This window comes from Phreatobacter cathodiphilus, from assembly GCF_003008515.1.
Classification (GTDB): Bacteria; Pseudomonadota; Alphaproteobacteria; order Rhizobiales; family Phreatobacteraceae; genus Phreatobacter; species Phreatobacter cathodiphilus.
Window position 1 is genome coordinate 1713638 of record NZ_CP027668.1, and the last position, 17390, is coordinate 1731027.

The following is a 17390-nucleotide window of genomic DNA, read 5'->3' on the forward strand; positions in this document are numbered from 1 at the left end:
TGTCGACGAGGATCGCTTTACATGACCAAGACGCCTGCTCTGTCCCGCCGCACGATCCTGAAGGCGTCCGGCCTCGCCGTTGTGGCGTCATCGCTCGGCCGCGCAGAGGCGATCGCCCAGGCCGGCGGGCGCCGCGTCACGGTGGCCATGCCGGTCAGCCCGCGCGTCCTCGAACCCGTACGAGAGGTCTCGAACGTCCTCTTCCGCACCGCCTACAACATCTTCGACACGCTGATCACCGTCGACTACCGCGACGGCGCCAGGCTGAAGCCGGGCCTCGCCACGGCCTGGCGGCGGACCGAACCGCGCGTGCTCGAACTCGACCTGCGCGACGGCGTGCGCTTCCACAACGGCGACGTTCTCACCGCAGAGGATGTGGCTTTCACCTTCGGGCCGGAACGCGTTGCTGACGCAAAGGCACCGGGACATGCCCTGAGCCGCCCCTTCCTCGGCACGATCGAGCGCGTCGAGGCGATCGGGCAGCGCCAGGTGCGTGTCGTCACCCGCGCCCCCGATCCGCTGATCGAACAGCGTCTCGCCGGCTGGGCCGGGCAGATCGTCTCCAAGCGCGCCTTCCTCGCCGCTCCCGCCTTCGAGGCCTGGGAGAAGGCGCCGGTGGGCACCGGCCCCTTCGCCGTCGCCGAGTTCAAGGTCGACCAGCACCTGCTCCTCAAGGCGCACGACGCCTACTGGGGCGGCGCGCCGACGGTGCGGGAGGTGCTCTTCCGCGTGGTGCCGGAACTGGCGAGCCGGCTCAACGCCCTCTCCACCGGCGAGGCGGACATCATCACCGAACTGTCACCCGACCATTTCCGCAGCGTCGAGGCCATGTCCGGCTGCGAGATCGCCGGCGGGCCGATCCAGAACATCCGCGTCCTCGCCTACGACAAGCACCACCCGGTTCTCGCCGACGTCCGGATCCGGCAGGCCCTCGGCCTTGCCATAGACCGCAAGGCCATCGTCGACGCCCTCTACGGCGGCCGCACCACGGTCCCGCCCGGCCACCAGAACCCGACCTATGGCGATCTCTACATGCCGGACTATCCTGCCCCCGGCTTCGATCCCGACAAGGCCCGCGCCCTCGTCAAGGCGGCGGGCTATGCCGGCCAGCCCATCCCCTACCGCATCCTGCCCAACTACTACACGCTGCAACTGCAGACGGCGCAGATCCTCGTCGAGATGTGGCGGAACGTCGGACTCAGCATCGACCTCCAAGTGCGCGAGAATGTCGGCGCCGTGGTCAACCCGCCGGAGGGGCGCGGCATCCGCGACTGGTCCAACACCATCTTCTGGAACGACCCCGCCGGCGTGCTGGTGCGCCTCTTCGGCCCCAACGGACCGACCCAGCGCGTCTACAAGGAATGGTCCAACGCCGAGTTCAACGAAAAGGCGGCGGTGCTCGCCTCCAGCCTTAATACCGCCGAGCGCAAGGCCGCCTTCCGCCGCATGCTGGAGATCTTCGACACCGAGGACCCCGCAGGCACCGTTCTGCACGATCTCACCATGTTCTACGGCAAGCGGAAGGACGTGCCCTGGCACCCCTATCCGATCGAGTACATGGACTTCCGCGCAGCGAACATGGGCTGACGCGGCATGGCATCCTCTGCCCCCATTCCCGCCGGCCCGCTGGTCCAGCTCGCCGACCTCCGGGTGAGTTTCGCCGGCGTTCCCGCCCTGCGCGGCATCGACCTGACGGTCGGCCGCGGCGAGGCCGTCGGCCTCGTCGGCGAATCCGGCTCCGGCAAGTCCGTCACCTGGCTCGCCGCGCTCGGCCTGCTGCCGGCCAAGGCGAGCGTCGGCGGCAGCGCCCGGCTGGAGGGACGGGAACTCGTCGGCGCGCCAGCCTCCGTGCTCGATACGGTGCGCGGCGGTCGCATCGCCATGATCTTCCAGGACCCGGCGAGCGCCCTCAATCCGGTACTCAAGGTCGGCCGCCAGATCGCCGAGGCGCTGGCCCTGCACACCGATCTCTCCGGCGCGGCGCTGAGGGCGGAGGCGAAGCGCCTGCTCGACCTCGTCGGCATCCCCGATGCCGGCCGTCGGCTCGACGCCTATCCCCACGAATTCTCGGGCGGCCAGAACCAGCGCGTGATGATCGCCATGGCGCTGGCCGGTCGCCCGGACCTGCTCGTCGCCGACGAGCCGACCACAGCCCTCGACGTCACCATCCAGGCGCAGATTCTCGACCTGTTGCGCTCCGTGCGGCGCGAATTCTCCATGGCCCTCGTGCTCATCAGCCACGACCTCGGCGTCATCGCCGAGACCTGCGACCGCGTCGCGGTCATGTATGCCGGCCGCATCGTCGAGGAGGCCGCTGCCGACAGGCTGTTCGAGGCGGCGCGCCATCCCTATTCGCGCGGCCTCATCGGCTCGCTTCCCCCCCTCTCGGGCCCGCGCCGGCGGCTGACCTCCATCCCCGGCATCGTGCCCGATCCACGGCACCTGCCCACCGGCTGCGCCTTCGCGCCGCGCTGCGCCCTGGCGCTGCGCTCCTGCGCAGAGGCCGACCCCGCGCTTGGTGCCGTGGCGCCGGGCCATCGCGTCGCCTGCCTCAGGGCGGATGCGGCGGCCGCAACCCTGCCGCCGGCGCCGGCGCTTCCCGTCGGCCTGCCGGCCGGCATCGAGGTCCAGCCCGCATGATCCCCTCCCTCGTGACTGCGAAGTCCCTGTCGCGGACCTACCAGATGCGGCGCGGTCTGTTCGGCGCCGGGGTGGACGTCCGCGCCGTGGACGGGGTCAGCCTGCGCATCGCCGCCGGCGAGACACTCGGCATCGTCGGTGAATCCGGCTCGGGCAAGTCGACCCTCGGCCGGATGGTGCTCGGCCTCGAACGGCCGGACGAAGGCACCGTCACTTTCGACGGAGAGCCCATGCCGGCCTCCTTCACCAGAGAATGGCGCCGCTCGCGGGCCCGCATGCAGATGATCTACCAGGATCCGCTCGGCGCCCTCGACCGGCGGCTGACCGTGCTCGACCAGGTGCGCGAGCCGCTCGACATCCATGGCCGCGGCGTCCGCGAGGCGCGCGCGGGCGAGGCTCTCGCCATGCTCTCGCGCGTCGGCCTCTCCTCCCACCTCGCCGGCCGCTATCCGCACGAGCTCTCCGGCGGCCAGCGCCAGCGCGTCGTCCTCGCCCGGGCGCTGATGACCGCGCCTGAGTTCCTCGTCTGCGACGAGCCGGTGTCGGCCCTCGACGTCTCCATCCAGGCCCAGGTGGTCAACCTCCTCGTCGACCTGCAGGAGGAATTCCGCCTCGCCATGCTCTTCATCAGCCACGACCTCCGGGTCGTCAGGCAGATCAGCCGACGCGTCGCCGTCATGTATCTCGGCCGCTTCGTCGAGGAGGGCGATGCCGACGACCTCTTCGCCGCGCCCCGCCATCCCTACACCCGCGCCCTCGTCTCCGCCGCACCGGCGCCGGGGGCGAAGAGCGAGCGGATCGTGCTGACGGGGGAGCCGCCCAATCCCGCCCAGCGCCCGCCCGGCTGTGCCTTTCATCCGCGCTGCCCCCTCGCGGTCGACCGTTGCCGCAGCGAGAGCCCCGTGCTGCGGACACTGGACGGCGGGCGGCGCGTCGCCTGCCACCTCGTCGAAGGCGCCCACCAGACCCGCGAGGCCGCCTGATGCTGCGCTTCTTCGCCCTGCGCCTGCTCAGGGCCTTCGTCACCATCGCGCTGGTGGTCACCTTCGCCTTCGTCGTGCTGCGCCTCTCCGGCGACCCTGCCCTGATCATCCTGGGGCCGGAATCGGCGCCCGAGGCCATCGCCGCCTTCCGCAAGGCCTGGGGCGTCGACGAGCCGCTCTGGCAGCAATATTTCAGCTATTTCGCCGCCATCGCCCAGGGTGAACTCGGCCGCTCCATGCGCGACGGGCGCGCCGCCATCGAGCTCGTCGCCGAGCGCATCCCCGCCACCCTCGCGCTGACCCTCCCCGCCCTCGCCCTCAAGATCGGCATCGGCATCCCCGCCGGCATCTTCGCCGCCCTCCGCCGCGGCAGCCTCGCCGACCGGCTGGTCATGCTGCTCTCGGTCGCCGGCTTCACCGTGCCGAGTTTCGTCCTCGGACTGGTGCTCGTCCTCGTCTTCGCCGTCCAGCTCGGCTGGCTGCCTTCAGGAGGCCAGGACAGCTGGCGCCACGCCATCCTGCCCATCGTCACTCTCGGCATCGGCGGTGCGGCGGTCCTCGCCCGATTCACCCGCAGCGCCATGCTGGAGGTGCTCGGCCAGCCCTATGTGCGGACCGCGAGCGCCAAGGGCGTGCCGTGGCGGCGGGTCGTCATCGGCCATGCCCTGCCCAACGCCACCATCCCCACCGTCACCATCATCGGCTTCATGGTCGGTTCGCTGATCGCCGGCGCCGTGGTGGTCGAGAGCGTCTTCTCCTGGCCGGGCGTCGGCCGCCTGCTGGTCGTCGCGGTGTCGAACCGGGACCTCGCCGTGGTCCAATGCATCCTGCTGCTGGTCGCCGCCACCATGGTCGTCTCCAACCTGGTGGTCGACCTCCTCTACGGCTTCCTCGATCCGCGCCTGCGCCAGTCGGGCGCGCGGAGCGCCTCATGACCGACCAGACCCTCGCCGCCGCCCCGCCGCGCAGCGGCCTGACGCGGGCGCCAGGCGGCATCCCGCCCCTCGTCTGGCTCGCGATCGCCTGGCTCGTCGGCATGATCGCCGTGGCACTGCTGGCGGACCTCATCAGCCCCTATTCCTACACCGCGCCGAACCTGCGCAACCGCCTCGTGGCGCCCGGCCACTCCCTGCACTGGCTCGGGACGGACGAGCTCGGCCGCGACGTGCTCTCGCGCCTCATCGTCTCCATCCGCATCTCGCTGCTGATCGCCTTCGGCGCCAGCATCATGTCGGCGGTGATCGGCACGACGCTCGGCTTCCTCGCTGCCTATTTCCGCGGGTTCGTCGAACAGGTCGTGCTCATGCTTGCCGATTTCCAGGCCAGCATGCCCTTCCTCATCATGGCGCTCGCCGTGCTCGCGTTCTTCGGTTCGTCACTGCCGCTGCTCATCGGCCTGATGGGTCTCTTCGGCTGGGAGCGCTATGCCCGCATCGCCCGCGGCCTCGCCATTTCCGCCAGTGCGCAGGGCTATGCCTCGGCCGTGACGCAGCTCGGCGCGGCGCCGACGCGGGTCTACCTGAAGCACATCCTCCCCAACATCGCCTCGACGCTGATCGTCTCCATGACCCTGGTCTTTCCGGAGGTGATCCTGCTCGAAAGCGGCCTCTCCTTCCTCGGCCTCGGCGTGCAGCCGCCGATGACCAGCCTCGGCAACATGGTCGGCTACGGGCGCGAATACATCACCCGCGCCCCCTGGATCATGCTGGCGCCGGCCACGACCATCGTGCTCACCACGCTCGCCGTCTCCATCCTCGGCGACTGGCTGCGCGACCGGCTCGATCCGACCCTGCGCTAGGACACCGCACATATTTCCATATGCGAATGCATGGTCGATCCGCTAGCCTGTGGCAAAACCACGGGAGGACGCCATGCAGCTCACACGACGCACCCTGATCGCCGCCTCGGCCGCCGTCGCGGCGGCCGGTCCGTCCCGTGCGCAGGTGGCGAGCGCGCGGCTCGGCGCGTCGGAGCTCGCCGTGCTCACCGACGGCACCATCACCCTGCCCGGCAGCATGCTGGCGCGCGACGCCCCGCGCGAGGAGGTCAACGGCCTGCTGACGGCGGCGGGCCTGCCGACGGAAGAGGTGACCAACGCCCTCAACGTCCCGGTGCTGCGGACCGGCGAGGACCTCGTCATGTTCGACACGGGAGCCGGACGCAACTTCCTGCCGACCACCGGCCGCCTGCCCGACTCCATGGAGCGCGCCGGCATGGACCCCGCCAGGGTCAAGCACGTGCTCTTCACCCACGCTCACCCGGACCACCTGTGGGGCGCGCTCGACGAGTTCGACACCCCGGCCTGTCCGAACGCGACCTATCACATCGCCCAGGCGGAATGGGACTTCTGGTTCGACCCCGGGGTCTACGGGCGCCTGCCGGAGGACCGCCACGCGTTCGCCGCCGGCGCACAGCGGGTGCTCAAGGCGCTGGAGCCGCAGCTCAAGCGCTTCAAACCCGGCGACGAGGTGGTCCCCGGCATCGCCGCCGTCGACACGAAGGGCCATACGCCCGGTCATGTCTCCTTCGAGGTGAGGCTCGGCGGCGACCCCTTCGTGGTTGTGGGCGACGCCTTCACCCATCCCGTCCTCTCCTTCGCCCGGCCGGACTGGAGCACCGGGTTCGACCAGGACGGCACCACGGCCGCCACCAGCCGCCGGCGGCTGCTCGGCAAGCTCGCCTCGGAGAAACTGGCCTTCGCGGCCTATCATCTGCCGCGCGGCGGGCTCGGCCGGGTCGAGACGAGCGGCACCGCCTTCCGCTTCCTGCCGGCGGCCTGACGCCTCACTCGGCGGGCGAGCGCTGCCCGTCGCCGCGGCGGGTCAGCGCCCGCAGCCATTCCAGGGGCGAGCCCTCCAGCAGGATCGCGATGCCGATCCGCGCACCCACCACCATGCCGGCCACCGCCACCGGCCAGGAGACGGCGAGGAGCGAACCGGCGGTGAGCCCCTGTCCGATGGTACAGCCGCCGGCGAGAACCCCGCCGGCCCCCATCAGGGCCGCCCCGGCGAGGTGGCGGCGCATCTCGCGCTGGTCGTCGAAGGCCTCCCAGCGGAATTCGCGCGCCAGGAAGGCCGCGGCCGCCGCGCCCGCAACCACCCCGAAGACGCTCATGACTCCGAAATCGAGCAGCATTCCCTCCCCCGTCGCCAGCGCGAAGAAAGCCCTGGCCACCGGCGCGACGAAGGTCAGGCTCTGCACGCGGATCTCGCTGGCGAAGGGGTCGGCCAGCGGGCCGGTCACCGCCCAGCCGACGACGACGCCGAGACCGAGGACGACGGCGGCGGTGAGGAGGCGCGGCGACCGGCGCAGACGCTGATCGCGCAGCGCCACCGCGAGGAGGAGGACCGCGACCAGCGGGCCGGCGAGATGGCGCGCGAACGGGCCCAGCCAAAGGGCCAGCAGATCGGGATAGGCGCCGGTGGTTCCCGCCGGAAGGGAGAGCGCCACCGCCTCTACCGTGTCGATGCGCACGCCCGCCAGGACCCCGCGCAGCACAGCATAGGCGAAGACCGCGAAGACCAGCAGCGTCACCAGGCTGCGCAGATCGCCGGTGCCGAGCCGCACCAGCGAGCCGAAGGCGCAGGTGCCGACCAACGCCATGCCGAGGCCGAAGAGGATCGCGCCGACGAGCGTGCCGGCCAGCGCGATGCGGGCGGGCACATAGGTCGTGGTGCCGAGGTCGAAGCCGAAGACGGCGACGAGGGCCTGGGCGCCGAGGATCGCCAGGGCGAGCGACAGGCCGAAGGCCTTCAGACGGCGCCAGTTGCCGCCGACCAGCGCGTCCTCCACCGCGCCGAAGGTGCACAGCCGCGCCCTCTGCACCGTGAATCCGCAGGCAAAACCCACGGCGAGCCCGATCAGCCCGACGGTGATGGCCGTAAGCCCCTGCATCCGTCCTCCCTCGGGGAGCGGCGGAGCGCTCCCTCGGTCTTCAAGCGCCCGGTGTTCCGGGTCGGCACAGGGCGGCCGTCGGGCCGCCGCTGCAGAAGATATCGTACACGACGCGGATGACCTGCCGGACATTGTCGTTGGCGAGGCTGTAATAGATCGTGGTCCCGTCGCGGCGGGTGGTGACGAAGCCGTCGAAGCGCAGGCGCGCCAGTTGCTGGGAGACCGTCGGCTGACGCAGCGAGAGGATCGTCTCCAGTTCGCCCACCGAGCGCTCCTTCTCGGCGATCAGGCACAGCAGCAGCAGCCGGCTCTCGTGGGCCAGCGCCTTGAGGAAATCGCTGGCGTCCCGGGCATTGCGCATGAGCTGCTCGAGCTCGACGGAGTACTCCTCCCCGTCGCGCAGCGCGTCCTCGATCGACTTGGGAACGATCGTCTCTGTCATCCTGGTCTTCCCTGCGGCGGCTTCGGCGCTTCCGCCGGGCCCGACCGTTCGCGATGATCGCGAACCATCTTCGTCAACAAGCCCCAGAAGGTCGACGCGTCAATGTAGCCGATCAAACGTCCGATCTCGCGTCCCTCGTCGACGAGGACGAAGGTCGGCGAGTAATGGACCGGCATGGCGAGGCCCAGCCCCTGGGGCTGGCCCCTGTCGATGTTGATGCGCCGGAGGGGGGCGAGGCGCCCCTCCTCCGAGGCCTGGTAGGCCGGCGCCACCTCACGGGTCCAGCGCAGGCACCAGGGACAGCCGGACCGCTCGAACATCAGCAGCTCCAGGGCCGCCGCGGGCTGGCTGGGCGCCAGACCGAGACATGCGAGCAGCACCAGCCGTCGGATCAGGCGCATGGGCTGGCTCTCAGGGCTGGTTGACCGGCGACTGGCGGTCGAAGAGATAGGCCAGCACGTCCTTGATCTGATCGATGGTCAGAACCTTCGATGAGCCGAAGCGCGGCATGTTCGAACAGGCGACCACCGCCTGGGCGTTGAAGATCTTGATATAGACGTCGCGGATCAGCTCCGGATCGTAGTTCCGATCCCGCCCGTAGCCGGCGAGGCTCGGCCCCAGCGTGCCGTAGCTGACCTCCTTCGGGTCCATCTGGTGGCAGGCGTAGCAATTGCCGCCTGCGACCGTCCCGGCCGGGTCGGAGAACTGGAAGCCGCGGCCGTTGTTGGCGACTTGAAAGCCCTTGCGCCAGTCGCCGAGGAAATTGCCGTCGGGCGGCAGGACGACGGAGGCGCGCTCGCGCGCCTGGATCGCGTCCGCCTCGGCGGCCGAGACCTGGTTGCGCCGATCCGTGCAGGTCCGCTGTGTCGGGTCGAGCTCGGTGCGCGCGCGCCATTCCGGCGAGACGCGCTGGAACATGGCGCCGATGAGGGCATCGACCCTGGCGGGATCGGCGGCGGGCCGGTCCTGGGTGGCGGCGGGGGTGACGACGAGCACCAGGCCGCAGGCGACCAGGGCGACGGCACGGACGAGGTGCGATGGGAACGAGACCATGGGACCCTCCGGTCAGCGCTTGATGGAGGGAACGGTGATCTCACCGCCCGCCGCCTGGACATTGAGGAACATCTGAAGAGCCGTCAGGCCGTCCGACGCATAGGCCGGTTCCGGCCAGCGCTGCTGGCGGAAACAGTCCCACAGACGATGCTGCATGGTCCTCAGAGCGCTCTGGGAGACGCGGTAGGTCGGCCAGGACCCCATGGTCTCCTGCGCCTGTTTGCCGGGCGTCGAGAAATCCGGGAGGCCCTGCAGGCGGATGCGCTTGCCGGGCTCGGCATGGCAGGTGGCGCAGGAGAAATCCATCACGCCGGCGCGACGGTAGAACATCGCCTCCCCCATGGCCGTCATCTCCCGTTCGCGCGGATGTGAACTCTGAGGTTCTATCCGCAGGCCGTTGGACTTGTTGGCGATAAACGCGACGAGGTCCTCCATGTCGGAGGCCCGCCCCGGACCGGAGAACCGGCGCCGCACGACGTCGGCCGTGTCCAGCCCCTGGATCTTGTCCATGCACCAGAGCAGGCGCTGTTCGAGATCCATCACCCGGTCGGCGTCGGCGAAATAGCGCGGCAGCCGGGCATAGGCGCCCTCGAGCTTGCCCGGCCCCTCCCCGAGGTCGCAGGTCTCGAGCGAGACCGCCTTTGTCCCCCGCGCCTGCGACCACAGCACCTCGCCCCGATCCACCGCGAGATAGCCGGGATTGGCCATCGGATCGTTGATCATGGCGCGGTAGCGCTCGATCTCGCGTTCGCTCTCGTCCTGCGTCTGCGCCAGCGCGCCGGCCATGCCGGCACAGGTCACCGCCGCCGCGACGAGGGCACGTATCCCCCTCATTCGACCCATGGTAGTCTCCTTGGTGTCCTCAGCGGTCGCTCTCTGGCGGAGCGATCCGGCAAGCGTCGTCTTTCGCGCTTTACATTCACGAAAAACTATATTCCTATATATCGAAGCTTGCAGGCATGGACCTGCGGCGTCAAGAAGAAGATCGAACGGTTCCAAGAGAGAATCGTCGGGTTTGGAAACCACGAAGGAGGTCCCCATGGCGGGTCCAATCGTCTGCCGGACGAGACGCAGCGTGTTGCGCATGGCGGCCCTCGCGGCCGCGGCTTCCGTCATCGCGCCGAGCCTCTCCAGGGCCGACGCCAAGGCGGTCGAGGCCGAGATCAAGAAGCTGTACGACGGCAAGACCATGGCCGAGGGCCGGGTGAAGCTGGACGTGCCGCAGATCGCCGAGAACGGCCTCGTCGTGCCCATCACCGTCGACGTCGAGAGCCCGATGACCGAGCAGAACTACGTCAAGGCGGTGCACGTCTTCGCCGACGGCAACCCCCTGCCCGGCGTCTTCACCTTCCGCTTCTCGCCGCTGTCGGGCCGGGCTTCCGCCTCCACCCGCATGCGCCTCGCGCAGACGCAAAACATCGTCGCGGTCGCCGAGATGTCGGACGGATCGCTGTTCACCACCAAGGCCGAGGTGAAGGTCACCATCGGCGGCTGCGGCGGCTGAGGGAGGATAGAGCCATGTCGACGAGACCCACTCCCCGCGTCCGCGTTCCCGGCACCATCAAGGCCGGCGACACCGTCGAGGTGAAGACCCTCATCTCCCACGAGATGGAGAGCGGCCAGCGCCGCGGCCAGGACGGCAAGCCGATCCCGCGCAAGATCATCAACCGCTTCACCGCGACCTTCAACGGCAAGCCTGTCTTCGACGCCGACTGGCACGCCTCCATCTCGGCCAATCCCTATCAGTCCTTCTTCTTCAAACCGTCCGAGAGCGGCGAGCTGAAGATGGTCTGGAAGGACGACGACGGCTCCGAGTACACGGCCACCAGCCGCATCACCGTCAGCTAGACCAGGGCCGGGCGCGCCCGGCGCGCCCGCACCGCCTCCTTCGAGCGACAGGACACCCCATGATCTCGCGCAGGCACTTCCTGCATGCGACGGCGGCTGCCCATGCCCTGGCCACGGCCTCGGGGCTGGGTCCGCTCGGTCGCGCCGCCGCCCAGCAGCGCCTGACGGAAGCGGACATCCTCCGTTTCGAGCCGCTGGGCCAGGTGACCATCCTGCACGTCACCGACATCCACGCCCAGCTCGTGCCGCTGCATTTCCGCGAGCCCTCCATCAACCTCGGGGTCGGCCCCGCCAAGGGCAAGCCGCCCCACCTCACCGACCAGGCCTTCCGCGACTTCTTCAAGGTCGCCAACGGCACCGCCGAGGCCCACGCCCTCACCGCCGATGACTTCACCCAACTCGCCCGCACCTATGGCCGCATGGGCGGCATGGACCGGGTGGCGCGCCTCGTCTCCGCCGTCCGGGCCGAGCGCGGCGCGGACAAGGTGCTGCTGCTCGACGGCGGCGATACCTGGCAGGGCTCGTGGACGGCGCTGCAGACGCGCGGCGACGACATGGTCCAGGTGATGAACGCCCTCGGCGTCGAGGCCATGGCCTCGCATTGGGAGTTCACCTATGGCGAGGACCGCGTGAAGGAGCTGGCGGAGACGTCCAAGGCCGCCTTCCTCGCCCAGAACATCCGCGACAACGAATGGCAGGAGCCGGTCTTCGAGCCGCGCAAGGTCTTCGAAAAGGGGGGCGCGAGGATCGCCGTCATCGGCCAGGCCTTCCCGCGGACGCCGATCGCCAATCCCCGCTGGATGATCCCCAAATGGGAGTTCGGCCTGCGCGAGGAGGACGTCCAGAAACAGGTCGACGAGGCACGCGCCGAGGGCGCCGACGTGGTCGTGCTCCTCTCGCACAACGGTTTCGACGTCGACGCCAAGCTCGCGACCCGCGTCAACGGGATTGACGTCATCCTCACCGCCCATACGCACGACGCCATGCCGGGCGTGGTGACGGCCGGCCGGACGATCCTCGTCGCCACCGGCTCGCACGGAAAATTCGTCTCGCGCCTCGACCTCGATATCCGCGACAAGAAGGTGGCCGGCTATCGCTACAAGCTTTTGCCGGTCTTCTCCGACGCCATCCGGCCCGACGCCACCATGGCCGGCCTGGTCGAGACGATCCGCAAGCCCTTCGCCGGCGCCCTCGCCGAGGAGATCGGCCGCACCGACAGCCTTCTCTACCGGCGGGGCAATTTCAACGGCACCTTCGACGACCTGATCGCCGAGGCCATGCTCGCCGAGCGCGACGCCGAGATCGCGCTGACCCCCGGCTTCCGCTGGGGCGGAACGCTCCTGCCCGGCGATCCCATCACCTTCGAGGCCATCTCCAACGCCACAGCCATCACCTACCCGGCCTGCTACCGGATGGAGATGACCGGCGGCCAGCTCAAGGAGATCCTCGAAGACATCGCCGACAACATCTTCCACCCCGACCCCTACTTCCAGGGCGGCGGCGACATGGTTCGAGTCGGCGGTGTCGGCTATGCCATCGACGTCTCGGCCCCCATGGGTCGGCGCATCTCCGACCTCACGCTGTTGAAGACCGGGCGTCCGCTGGAGGCCTCGAAGGCCTACACGGTCGCCGGCTGGGCGAGCGTCAACCAGGGCACCCAGGGCCCGCCGATCTGGGACGTGGTCAAGGCCCATGTCGCGCGCCACAAGACCATCCGAATCGAACCCAACTCCGCCGTGAAGGTCAGCGGCGCATGACGAGGATCACGATCCCCCAGGAGACCGCCATGACGGATACCGGCATGACGCCGCGCGAGACGACGCGGCTCGACAGGCGAGGCTTTCTCGGAGCGGCCGGCCTCGCCGGCGCCGGCCTCGCCGCCACGGCAACCGGCCTGAGGGCCGCCCCGCCCGCCGCTCCCGACCCGCTCATCACCACCGTGCAGGACTGGGCGCGCACGCTCGGCGACGGCGTCCAGGCCCGTCCCTACGGCTCGCCCTCGCAGTACGAGAAGCACGTCGTGCGCCGCGACGTCGAATGGCTGACGGCGAGCCGCGAATCCTCGGTCAACTTCACGCCGCTGCACGAGCTCGACGGCATCATCACGCCCTCGGGCCTGTGCTTCGAGCGCCACCACGGCGGCATCGCCGAGATCGAGCCGGGCAAGCACCGGCTGATGATCAACGGCCTCGTCGACAAGCCCATGGTCTTCACGGTCGAGGACCTCAAGCGCTTCCCCGGCCGGCAGAACCACGCCTATTTCCTCGAATGCGCCGCCAATTCCGGCATGGAATGGCGCGGCGCCCAGCTCAACGGCTGCCAGTTCACCCACGGCATGGTCCACAACGTCTGGTACACCGGCATTCCCCTGAAGACCCTCTTGGACGAGGCCGGCGTCAGGACGAATGCGAAGTGGCTCCTGGCGGAGGGGGCCGACTCCTCCGGCATGACCCGCTCGATCCCTCTCGAGAAGGGCCTGAAGGACTGCCTCGTCGTCTGGTCGATGAACGGCGAGGCCCTGCGTCCCGAACAGGGCTATCCGGTCCGCCTCGTCGTTCCCGGCTGGGAAGGCAACATGTGGGTCAAGTGGCTGCGCCGCATCGAGGTCGGCGACCAGCCCTGGCACCAGCGGGAGGAGACGTCGAAATACACCGACCTCCTCGCCGACGGCCGCTCGCGCCGCTTCACCTTCGTCATGGATGCGAAATCGGTGGTGACGAACCCCTCCCCCCAGGCACCGCTGAAGCACAAGGGCCCGAACGTCCTCTCCGGCCTCGCCTGGTCGGGCCGCGGCCGCATCAGCCGCGTCGACGTCTCGCTCGACGGCGGCCGCAACTGGCGCAGCGCCCGCATCGACGGGCCGGTCCTGCCGATGTCGCTGACCCGCTTCTATGTCGACTTCGACTGGAACGGCCAGGAGATGATGATCCAGTCCCGCGCCATCGACGAAACCGGCTACGTTCAGCCGACCAAGGACGAATTGCGCAAGGTGCGCGGCGTCAACTCCATCTACCACAACAACGGCATCCAGACCTGGCTGGTGCACGCCAACGGGGAGACCGAAAATGTCGAGATCGGCTGAGCTCCTCGCGGGCGCGACGCTGCTCGCCGGCCTCGCGTGGGCCGGCATGGGTCTCGCCCAGCAGCGGCCGGCGGCCGCCCCCGCCGCTGTCCCCGCCGCGGCGCAACCCGCCAAGACCGGGCTCGGCCGCGAGGCCCACCCGGCCGAGGTCGCGGCCTGGTCCATCGCCGTGCGCCCGGATGGCCAGGGTCTTCCCCCCGGCCGCGGCAGCGTCAAACAGGGCGAGGACATCTTCCAAACCCAGTGCGCCGCCTGCCACGGCGAATTCGGCGAGGGCGCCGGACGCTGGCCGGTCCTCGCCGGCGGCCGCGGCTCGCTGAAGGGCGAGAACCCGGAAAAGACCCTCGGCTCCTTCTGGCCCTATCTCTCCACCACCTTCGACTACGTCCGCCGTGCCATGCCCTACGGCAACGCCCAGTCGCTCTCCAACGACGAGGTCTACGCCCTCACCGCCTACATCATGTTCCTCAACGACCTGGTGCCGGAGAGCTTCGAGCTGACGCGGGAGAACTTCACCTCCATCCCCATGCCCAATGTCGGCGGCTTCTACGACGACGACCGCGAGACCAGCGAGCGCGCCTTCTGGAACCCCAATCCCTGCATGAGCGATTGCCGGCCGACGCCGCCGCGGGTCACCGGCCGCGCCCGTGTCATCGACGTGACGCCCGAAGGGCGGAGCGGGCCGAGGGTCGAATGACGAGGCGCTGGCGATCCCCCGCGCTGGCCTGGCTCGCCCTTGCGGCGGCCGCTGTCGGGACGGCGGGCCCGGCGCATGCGGGCGACCCCGCGCTCGGCGAATATCTGTCGGCCGAATGCGTCACCTGCCACCAGCTCTCGGGCCGGCAGGTCGGCGGCATCCCCGCCATCATCGGCCTGCCGGAAGACGCCTTCGTGGCGCTGATGGAGAGCTATCGGCGCCGCGAGCGCGAGAACCAGGTCATGCAGGCCATGGCCTCGCGCCTCTCTCCCGAGGAGGTGGCGGCCCTCGCCGCCTATTTCGGCGGCCTCAAGCCGCAGAACTGACCCCAGCGAGCAAGGCGGAGGACGTGATGCCCGACATCGACCGCAGGATCCTCATCGGCGGGGCGGCACTCGCCACCGCCGCGGCCACCGCGCCGGCGGGCGCGACGCCCATGCTGCAGTTCTCCGATCTGAAGAAGGAGGCGGACGTCGCCTGCCTCTACCATTGCGATTTCGGCGACCCGCCGCGCTTCGTGCAGATGCTGACCAATATCGGCAACCACTTCTCCGCCTACGGCGCCGACCCCTTCGCCATCCAGCTCGTCGTCGTCGCCCACGGCGCCGGTGTGAAGTTCTTCCTCGAGACCCTCGAGGGCACGAGCTGGCGGGACGAGGCCATGGTGCCGCAGATCTTCGACCGCGTGGCCCTGCAGGCCAAGAACGGCCTGAAGGTGCATCTGTGCGACATCACCTTCCAGCGCCTCAATCTCGACCGCTCCAAGGTGAGGAAGGCCGATTTCATCAGCTTCGTGCCTTCGGGCGTCGCCACCGTCGCGGCGCTGCAGGCGAAGGGCTTCGCCTATCTGAAAATCGGCTAGAGTTCCGCCGCAAGGCCGGGCCAACCGGCCGCGAACGATCACGGGAGGACGACCAATGACGATCCATCGCAGGCAATTCCTCGCAGCGGGCGGCGCCGCTGCGGCCGTGGCCCTCGGCGCTCCGGCCGTTCTCGGCCAGGCGCGGGCGCGCGTCGTCGTGGTGGGCGGTGGCCCCGGCGGCGTCACCGCGGCCAAATACATCGCCAAGGACGCCCGCAACGCCATCGACGTGGTTCTGGTTGAGCCGCAGCGCCAGTTCACCACCTGCTTCCACTCCAACCTTTATCTCGGCGGCTATCGCAGCTTCGAATCCATCACCCACGGCTACGACAAGGTCTCGGCGGCCAACGGCTTCCGCATGAACCATCAGATGGCGACGCGCGTGGACCGGGAGAAGAAGGAGGTCGTCCTCGCCGACGGTTCCCGCCTCGGCTATGAGCGGCTCGTCCTGTCGCCGGGTATCGACCTGAAATACGACTCCGTCCCGGGCTGGGGCCGTGAGCACGAGGAGGCCATGCCCCATGCCTGGCGGGCGGGCCCCCAGACCCAGCTCCTCAAGGCGCGGCTCGACGCGGTGCCGGACGGTGGGGTCGTTGTCATGATCGCTCCGCCCAACCCCTATCGCTGCCCGCCGGGCCCCTACGAGCGCGTCTCGATGATGGCCCATGTGCTGAAGGCCTCGGGCCGGACACGGGCCAAGATCATCGTCCTCGACCCCAAGGAGAGCTTTTCCAAGCAGGGCCTCTTCCAGGAGGGCTGGGAGAAGCACTATCCCGGCATGGTCGAGTGGATCGGCCCGAAGGTCCACGACGGCATCAAGTCGGTGGATCCGAAGACCAACACCGTCGTCACCGGTTTCGAGACCTACGAGAAGGTGGCTCTCGTCAACGTCATCCCGGCACAGATGGCGGGTGCCGTCGCCCGCGACGCCGGCCTCGCCAACGGCTCGGGCTTCTGCCCCATCGACCCCGCCAGCATGAAGTCGGCGAACGATACCAGCATCTACATCCTCGGCGACGCCTGCATCGCCGGCGACATGCCGAAATCCGGCTTCTCCGCCAACAGCCAGGCGAAGGTCGCGGCGCTGATGGTGCGCGGCGAGCTCGCCGGCGCACGGACCTTCCCGGCCCGCTACGCCAACACCTGCTGGAGCCTCATCGAGACCGACGACACCGTGAAGGTCGGCGGCCGCTATGAAGCCAAGGACGGCAAGATCACCGCCGTGGAGACCTTCATCTCCAAGACCGGGGAGACTGCCGAACTGCGCAAGCAGACCCAGGAGGAGAACATGGGTTGGTACGCCGGCATCACCGCCGACATGTTCACCTGAACCGGCCGGCCCTGCGCCGCGTTTCAAGCGAGCGGGTGGCGGTCGCCGCCATCCGCCGAGTTCCCACCCCGAAGGACCCCTGTCATGCGCATCGCCATCGCCGCGCTCGTCGCCACGGCCTCCATGCTGTCTCCCCTCATGGCCCAGGCCCCCGCGCCGACGCCTCCCGCCACTGCCCCGGCCGCTCCCGCGGCGGCGGCTCCTGCGGCCGCTCCCGCGGCCGGCGACCCGGCGGCCGGCGAGCGGGTCTTCGCCCAGTGCCGCGCCTGCCACCAGGTCGGCCCGACGGCCCGCAACGTCGTCGGTCCGCAGCTCAACGGGCTGTTCGGTCGCAAGGCCGGCAGCGTGGCGGGCTTCAACTATTCCCCGGCCTACAAGACGCCGGCCGTCGCCGAGAAGGTCTGGTCACCCGAGAACTTCGCCGTCTATATCCGCAACCCCCGCGAGGTGACGCCGGGCACGCGCATGGTCTTCGCCGGCATCCGCAGCGAGAACCAGATCGCCGACCTCATCGCCTACCTCCGGCAGTTCGACGCCGAGGGCAAGCGCGCCCAGTAAG

General features: G+C 69.6%; 20 protein-coding genes. 15 read left to right on the forward strand and 5 right to left on the reverse strand.

The genetic code is table 11. The features are described from left to right. The first annotated feature begins 21 nt into the window (after positions 1–21). From C6569_RS08385 to C6569_RS08410, 6 genes are all read left to right on the forward strand, one after another. Entirely contained in the window at positions 22–1587 is a 1566-nt protein-coding gene (locus C6569_RS08385) for an ABC transporter substrate-binding protein (RefSeq protein ID WP_106748416.1), read from the forward strand. Positions 1588–1593: 6 nt separating this feature from the next. Continuing rightward, positions 1594–2640, forward strand: a complete 1047-nt coding sequence (locus C6569_RS08390; RefSeq protein ID WP_106748417.1) for an ABC transporter ATP-binding protein — start codon at positions 1594–1596, stop codon at positions 2638–2640. Next, entirely contained in the window at positions 2637–3623 is a 987-nt protein-coding gene (locus C6569_RS08395; RefSeq protein ID WP_106748418.1) for an ABC transporter ATP-binding protein, read from the forward strand. The genes C6569_RS08390 and C6569_RS08395 overlap by 4 nt, the downstream gene beginning before the upstream one ends. Further along, positions 3623–4558 carry an ABC transporter permease gene (locus C6569_RS08400; RefSeq protein ID WP_181313957.1) on the forward strand — a complete coding sequence of 312 codons (936 nt, stop codon included), beginning with the start codon at positions 3623–3625 and terminating at the stop codon, positions 4556–4558. The genes C6569_RS08395 and C6569_RS08400 overlap by 1 nt, the downstream gene beginning before the upstream one ends. Next, complete coding sequence (locus C6569_RS08405; RefSeq protein WP_106748419.1) at positions 4555–5421, forward strand: ABC transporter permease; 867 nt, start codon at positions 4555–4557, stop codon at positions 5419–5421. Before C6569_RS08400 ends, C6569_RS08405 begins: the two co-directional genes overlap by 4 nt. Before the next feature lie 73 nt (positions 5422–5494). Then, the gene (locus C6569_RS08410; RefSeq protein WP_106748420.1) at positions 5495–6403 is read left to right on the forward strand and encodes an MBL fold metallo-hydrolase; all 909 of its coding nucleotides are present in this window, start codon (positions 5495–5497) and stop codon (positions 6401–6403) included. Positions 6404–6407: 4 nt separating this feature from the next. Here the strand turns inward: C6569_RS08410 and C6569_RS08415 are convergent, their stop codons facing one another. From C6569_RS08415 to soxA, 5 genes are read right to left on the reverse strand one after another with little or no spacing between them, the layout of a single operon-like run. Beyond that, entirely contained in the window at positions 6408–7517 is a 1110-nt protein-coding gene (locus tag C6569_RS08415) for a YeeE/YedE family protein (protein ID WP_106748421.1), read from the reverse strand. Between the two features lie 40 nt (positions 7518–7557). Next, entirely contained in the window at positions 7558–7959 is a 402-nt protein-coding gene (locus tag C6569_RS08420) for an ArsR/SmtB family transcription factor (protein ID WP_106748422.1), read from the reverse strand. Then, a complete protein-coding gene (locus C6569_RS08425; protein ID WP_106748423.1) occupies positions 7956–8360 on the reverse strand; it encodes a thioredoxin domain-containing protein in 405 nt (134 codons plus the stop codon). Before C6569_RS08425 ends, C6569_RS08420 begins: the two co-directional genes overlap by 4 nt. Before the next feature lie 10 nt (positions 8361–8370). Then, positions 8371–9012 carry a sulfur oxidation c-type cytochrome SoxX gene (gene soxX / locus C6569_RS08430; RefSeq protein ID WP_106748424.1) on the reverse strand — a complete coding sequence of 214 codons (642 nt, stop codon included), beginning with the start codon at positions 9010–9012 and terminating at the stop codon, positions 8371–8373. A 12-nt stretch (positions 9013–9024) separates the two neighbouring features. Next, entirely contained in the window at positions 9025–9846 is an 822-nt protein-coding gene (gene soxA, locus C6569_RS08435; protein WP_106748425.1) for a sulfur oxidation c-type cytochrome SoxA, read from the reverse strand. Positions 9847–10051: 205 nt separating this feature from the next. On the opposite strand from soxA, the gene soxY reads away from it, so the two are divergent. From soxY to C6569_RS08480, 9 genes are all read left to right on the forward strand, one after another. Further along, entirely contained in the window at positions 10052–10516 is a 465-nt protein-coding gene (soxY, locus tag C6569_RS08440; protein WP_106748426.1) for a thiosulfate oxidation carrier protein SoxY, read from the forward strand. A gap of 14 nt (positions 10517–10530) precedes the next feature. After that, positions 10531–10860 (forward strand): thiosulfate oxidation carrier complex protein SoxZ, encoded by a 330-nt coding sequence (gene soxZ / locus C6569_RS08445; RefSeq protein WP_106748427.1) that lies wholly within the window; start codon positions 10531–10533, stop codon positions 10858–10860. Positions 10861–10919: 59 nt separating this feature from the next. Next, on the forward strand, positions 10920–12617 hold the full coding sequence (gene soxB, locus C6569_RS08450) for a thiosulfohydrolase SoxB (protein WP_106748428.1): 1698 nt from the start codon (positions 10920–10922) through the stop codon (positions 12615–12617). A gap of 29 nt (positions 12618–12646) precedes the next feature. Beyond that, entirely contained in the window at positions 12647–13942 is a 1296-nt protein-coding gene (gene soxC, locus C6569_RS08455; RefSeq protein ID WP_425440713.1) for a sulfite dehydrogenase, read from the forward strand. Next, on the forward strand, positions 13926–14639 hold the full coding sequence (locus tag C6569_RS08460; RefSeq protein ID WP_106748429.1) for a c-type cytochrome: 714 nt from the start codon (positions 13926–13928) through the stop codon (positions 14637–14639). Before soxC ends, C6569_RS08460 begins: the two co-directional genes overlap by 17 nt. Then, entirely contained in the window at positions 14636–14965 is a 330-nt protein-coding gene (locus C6569_RS08465; protein WP_106748430.1) for a c-type cytochrome, read from the forward strand. The genes C6569_RS08460 and C6569_RS08465 overlap by 4 nt, the downstream gene beginning before the upstream one ends. A gap of 26 nt (positions 14966–14991) precedes the next feature. Next, complete coding sequence (locus tag C6569_RS08470; protein ID WP_106748431.1) at positions 14992–15501, forward strand: DsrE family protein; 510 nt, start codon at positions 14992–14994, stop codon at positions 15499–15501. Positions 15502–15556: 55 nt separating this feature from the next. After that, entirely contained in the window at positions 15557–16831 is a 1275-nt protein-coding gene (locus C6569_RS08475) for an NAD(P)/FAD-dependent oxidoreductase (RefSeq protein WP_106748432.1), read from the forward strand. Between the two features lie 84 nt (positions 16832–16915). After that, on the forward strand, positions 16916–17389 hold the full coding sequence (locus C6569_RS08480) for a c-type cytochrome (protein WP_245898272.1): 474 nt from the start codon (positions 16916–16918) through the stop codon (positions 17387–17389). Position 17390 lies beyond the last annotated feature (1 nt).

What these genes read in the sequence shown, in the direction of transcription:
- C6569_RS08470 (WP_106748431.1), top strand. Translation starts at nt 14,992, where the DNA reads ATGCCCGACATCGACCGCAGGATCCTCATCGGCGGGGCGGCACTCGCC.
- C6569_RS08460 (WP_106748429.1), top strand. Translation starts at nt 13,926, where the DNA reads ATGTCGAGATCGGCTGAGCTCCTCGCGGGCGCGACGCTGCTCGCCGGC.
- C6569_RS08395 (WP_106748418.1), top strand. Translation starts at nt 2,637, where the DNA reads ATGATCCCCTCCCTCGTGACTGCGAAGTCCCTGTCGCGGACCTACCAG.
- C6569_RS08480 (WP_245898272.1), top strand. Translation starts at nt 16,916, where the DNA reads ATGCGCATCGCCATCGCCGCGCTCGTCGCCACGGCCTCCATGCTGTCT.
- C6569_RS08420 (WP_106748422.1), bottom strand. Translation starts at nt 7,959, where the DNA reads ATGACAGAGACGATCGTTCCCAAGTCGATCGAGGACGCGCTGCGCGAC.
- C6569_RS08465 (WP_106748430.1), top strand. Translation starts at nt 14,636, where the DNA reads ATGACGAGGCGCTGGCGATCCCCCGCGCTGGCCTGGCTCGCCCTTGCG.
- C6569_RS08400 (WP_181313957.1), top strand. Translation starts at nt 3,623, where the DNA reads ATGCTGCGCTTCTTCGCCCTGCGCCTGCTCAGGGCCTTCGTCACCATC.
- C6569_RS08390 (WP_106748417.1), top strand. Translation starts at nt 1,594, where the DNA reads ATGGCATCCTCTGCCCCCATTCCCGCCGGCCCGCTGGTCCAGCTCGCC.
- C6569_RS08415 (WP_106748421.1), bottom strand. Translation starts at nt 7,517, where the DNA reads ATGCAGGGGCTTACGGCCATCACCGTCGGGCTGATCGGGCTCGCCGTG.
- C6569_RS08405 (WP_106748419.1), top strand. Translation starts at nt 4,555, where the DNA reads ATGACCGACCAGACCCTCGCCGCCGCCCCGCCGCGCAGCGGCCTGACG.
- soxX (WP_106748424.1), bottom strand. Translation starts at nt 9,012, where the DNA reads ATGGTCTCGTTCCCATCGCACCTCGTCCGTGCCGTCGCCCTGGTCGCC.
- C6569_RS08410 (WP_106748420.1), top strand. Translation starts at nt 5,495, where the DNA reads ATGCAGCTCACACGACGCACCCTGATCGCCGCCTCGGCCGCCGTCGCG.
- C6569_RS08475 (WP_106748432.1), top strand. Translation starts at nt 15,557, where the DNA reads ATGACGATCCATCGCAGGCAATTCCTCGCAGCGGGCGGCGCCGCTGCG.
- soxZ (WP_106748427.1), top strand. Translation starts at nt 10,531, where the DNA reads ATGTCGACGAGACCCACTCCCCGCGTCCGCGTTCCCGGCACCATCAAG.
- soxY (WP_106748426.1), top strand. Translation starts at nt 10,052, where the DNA reads ATGGCGGGTCCAATCGTCTGCCGGACGAGACGCAGCGTGTTGCGCATG.
- soxA (WP_106748425.1), bottom strand. Translation starts at nt 9,846, where the DNA reads ATGAGGGGGATACGTGCCCTCGTCGCGGCGGCGGTGACCTGTGCCGGC.
- soxB (WP_106748428.1), top strand. Translation starts at nt 10,920, where the DNA reads ATGATCTCGCGCAGGCACTTCCTGCATGCGACGGCGGCTGCCCATGCC.
- C6569_RS08425 (WP_106748423.1), bottom strand. Translation starts at nt 8,360, where the DNA reads ATGCGCCTGATCCGACGGCTGGTGCTGCTCGCATGTCTCGGTCTGGCG.
- C6569_RS08385 (WP_106748416.1), top strand. Translation starts at nt 22, where the DNA reads ATGACCAAGACGCCTGCTCTGTCCCGCCGCACGATCCTGAAGGCGTCC.
- soxC (WP_425440713.1), top strand. Translation starts at nt 12,647, where the DNA reads ATGACGGATACCGGCATGACGCCGCGCGAGACGACGCGGCTCGACAGG.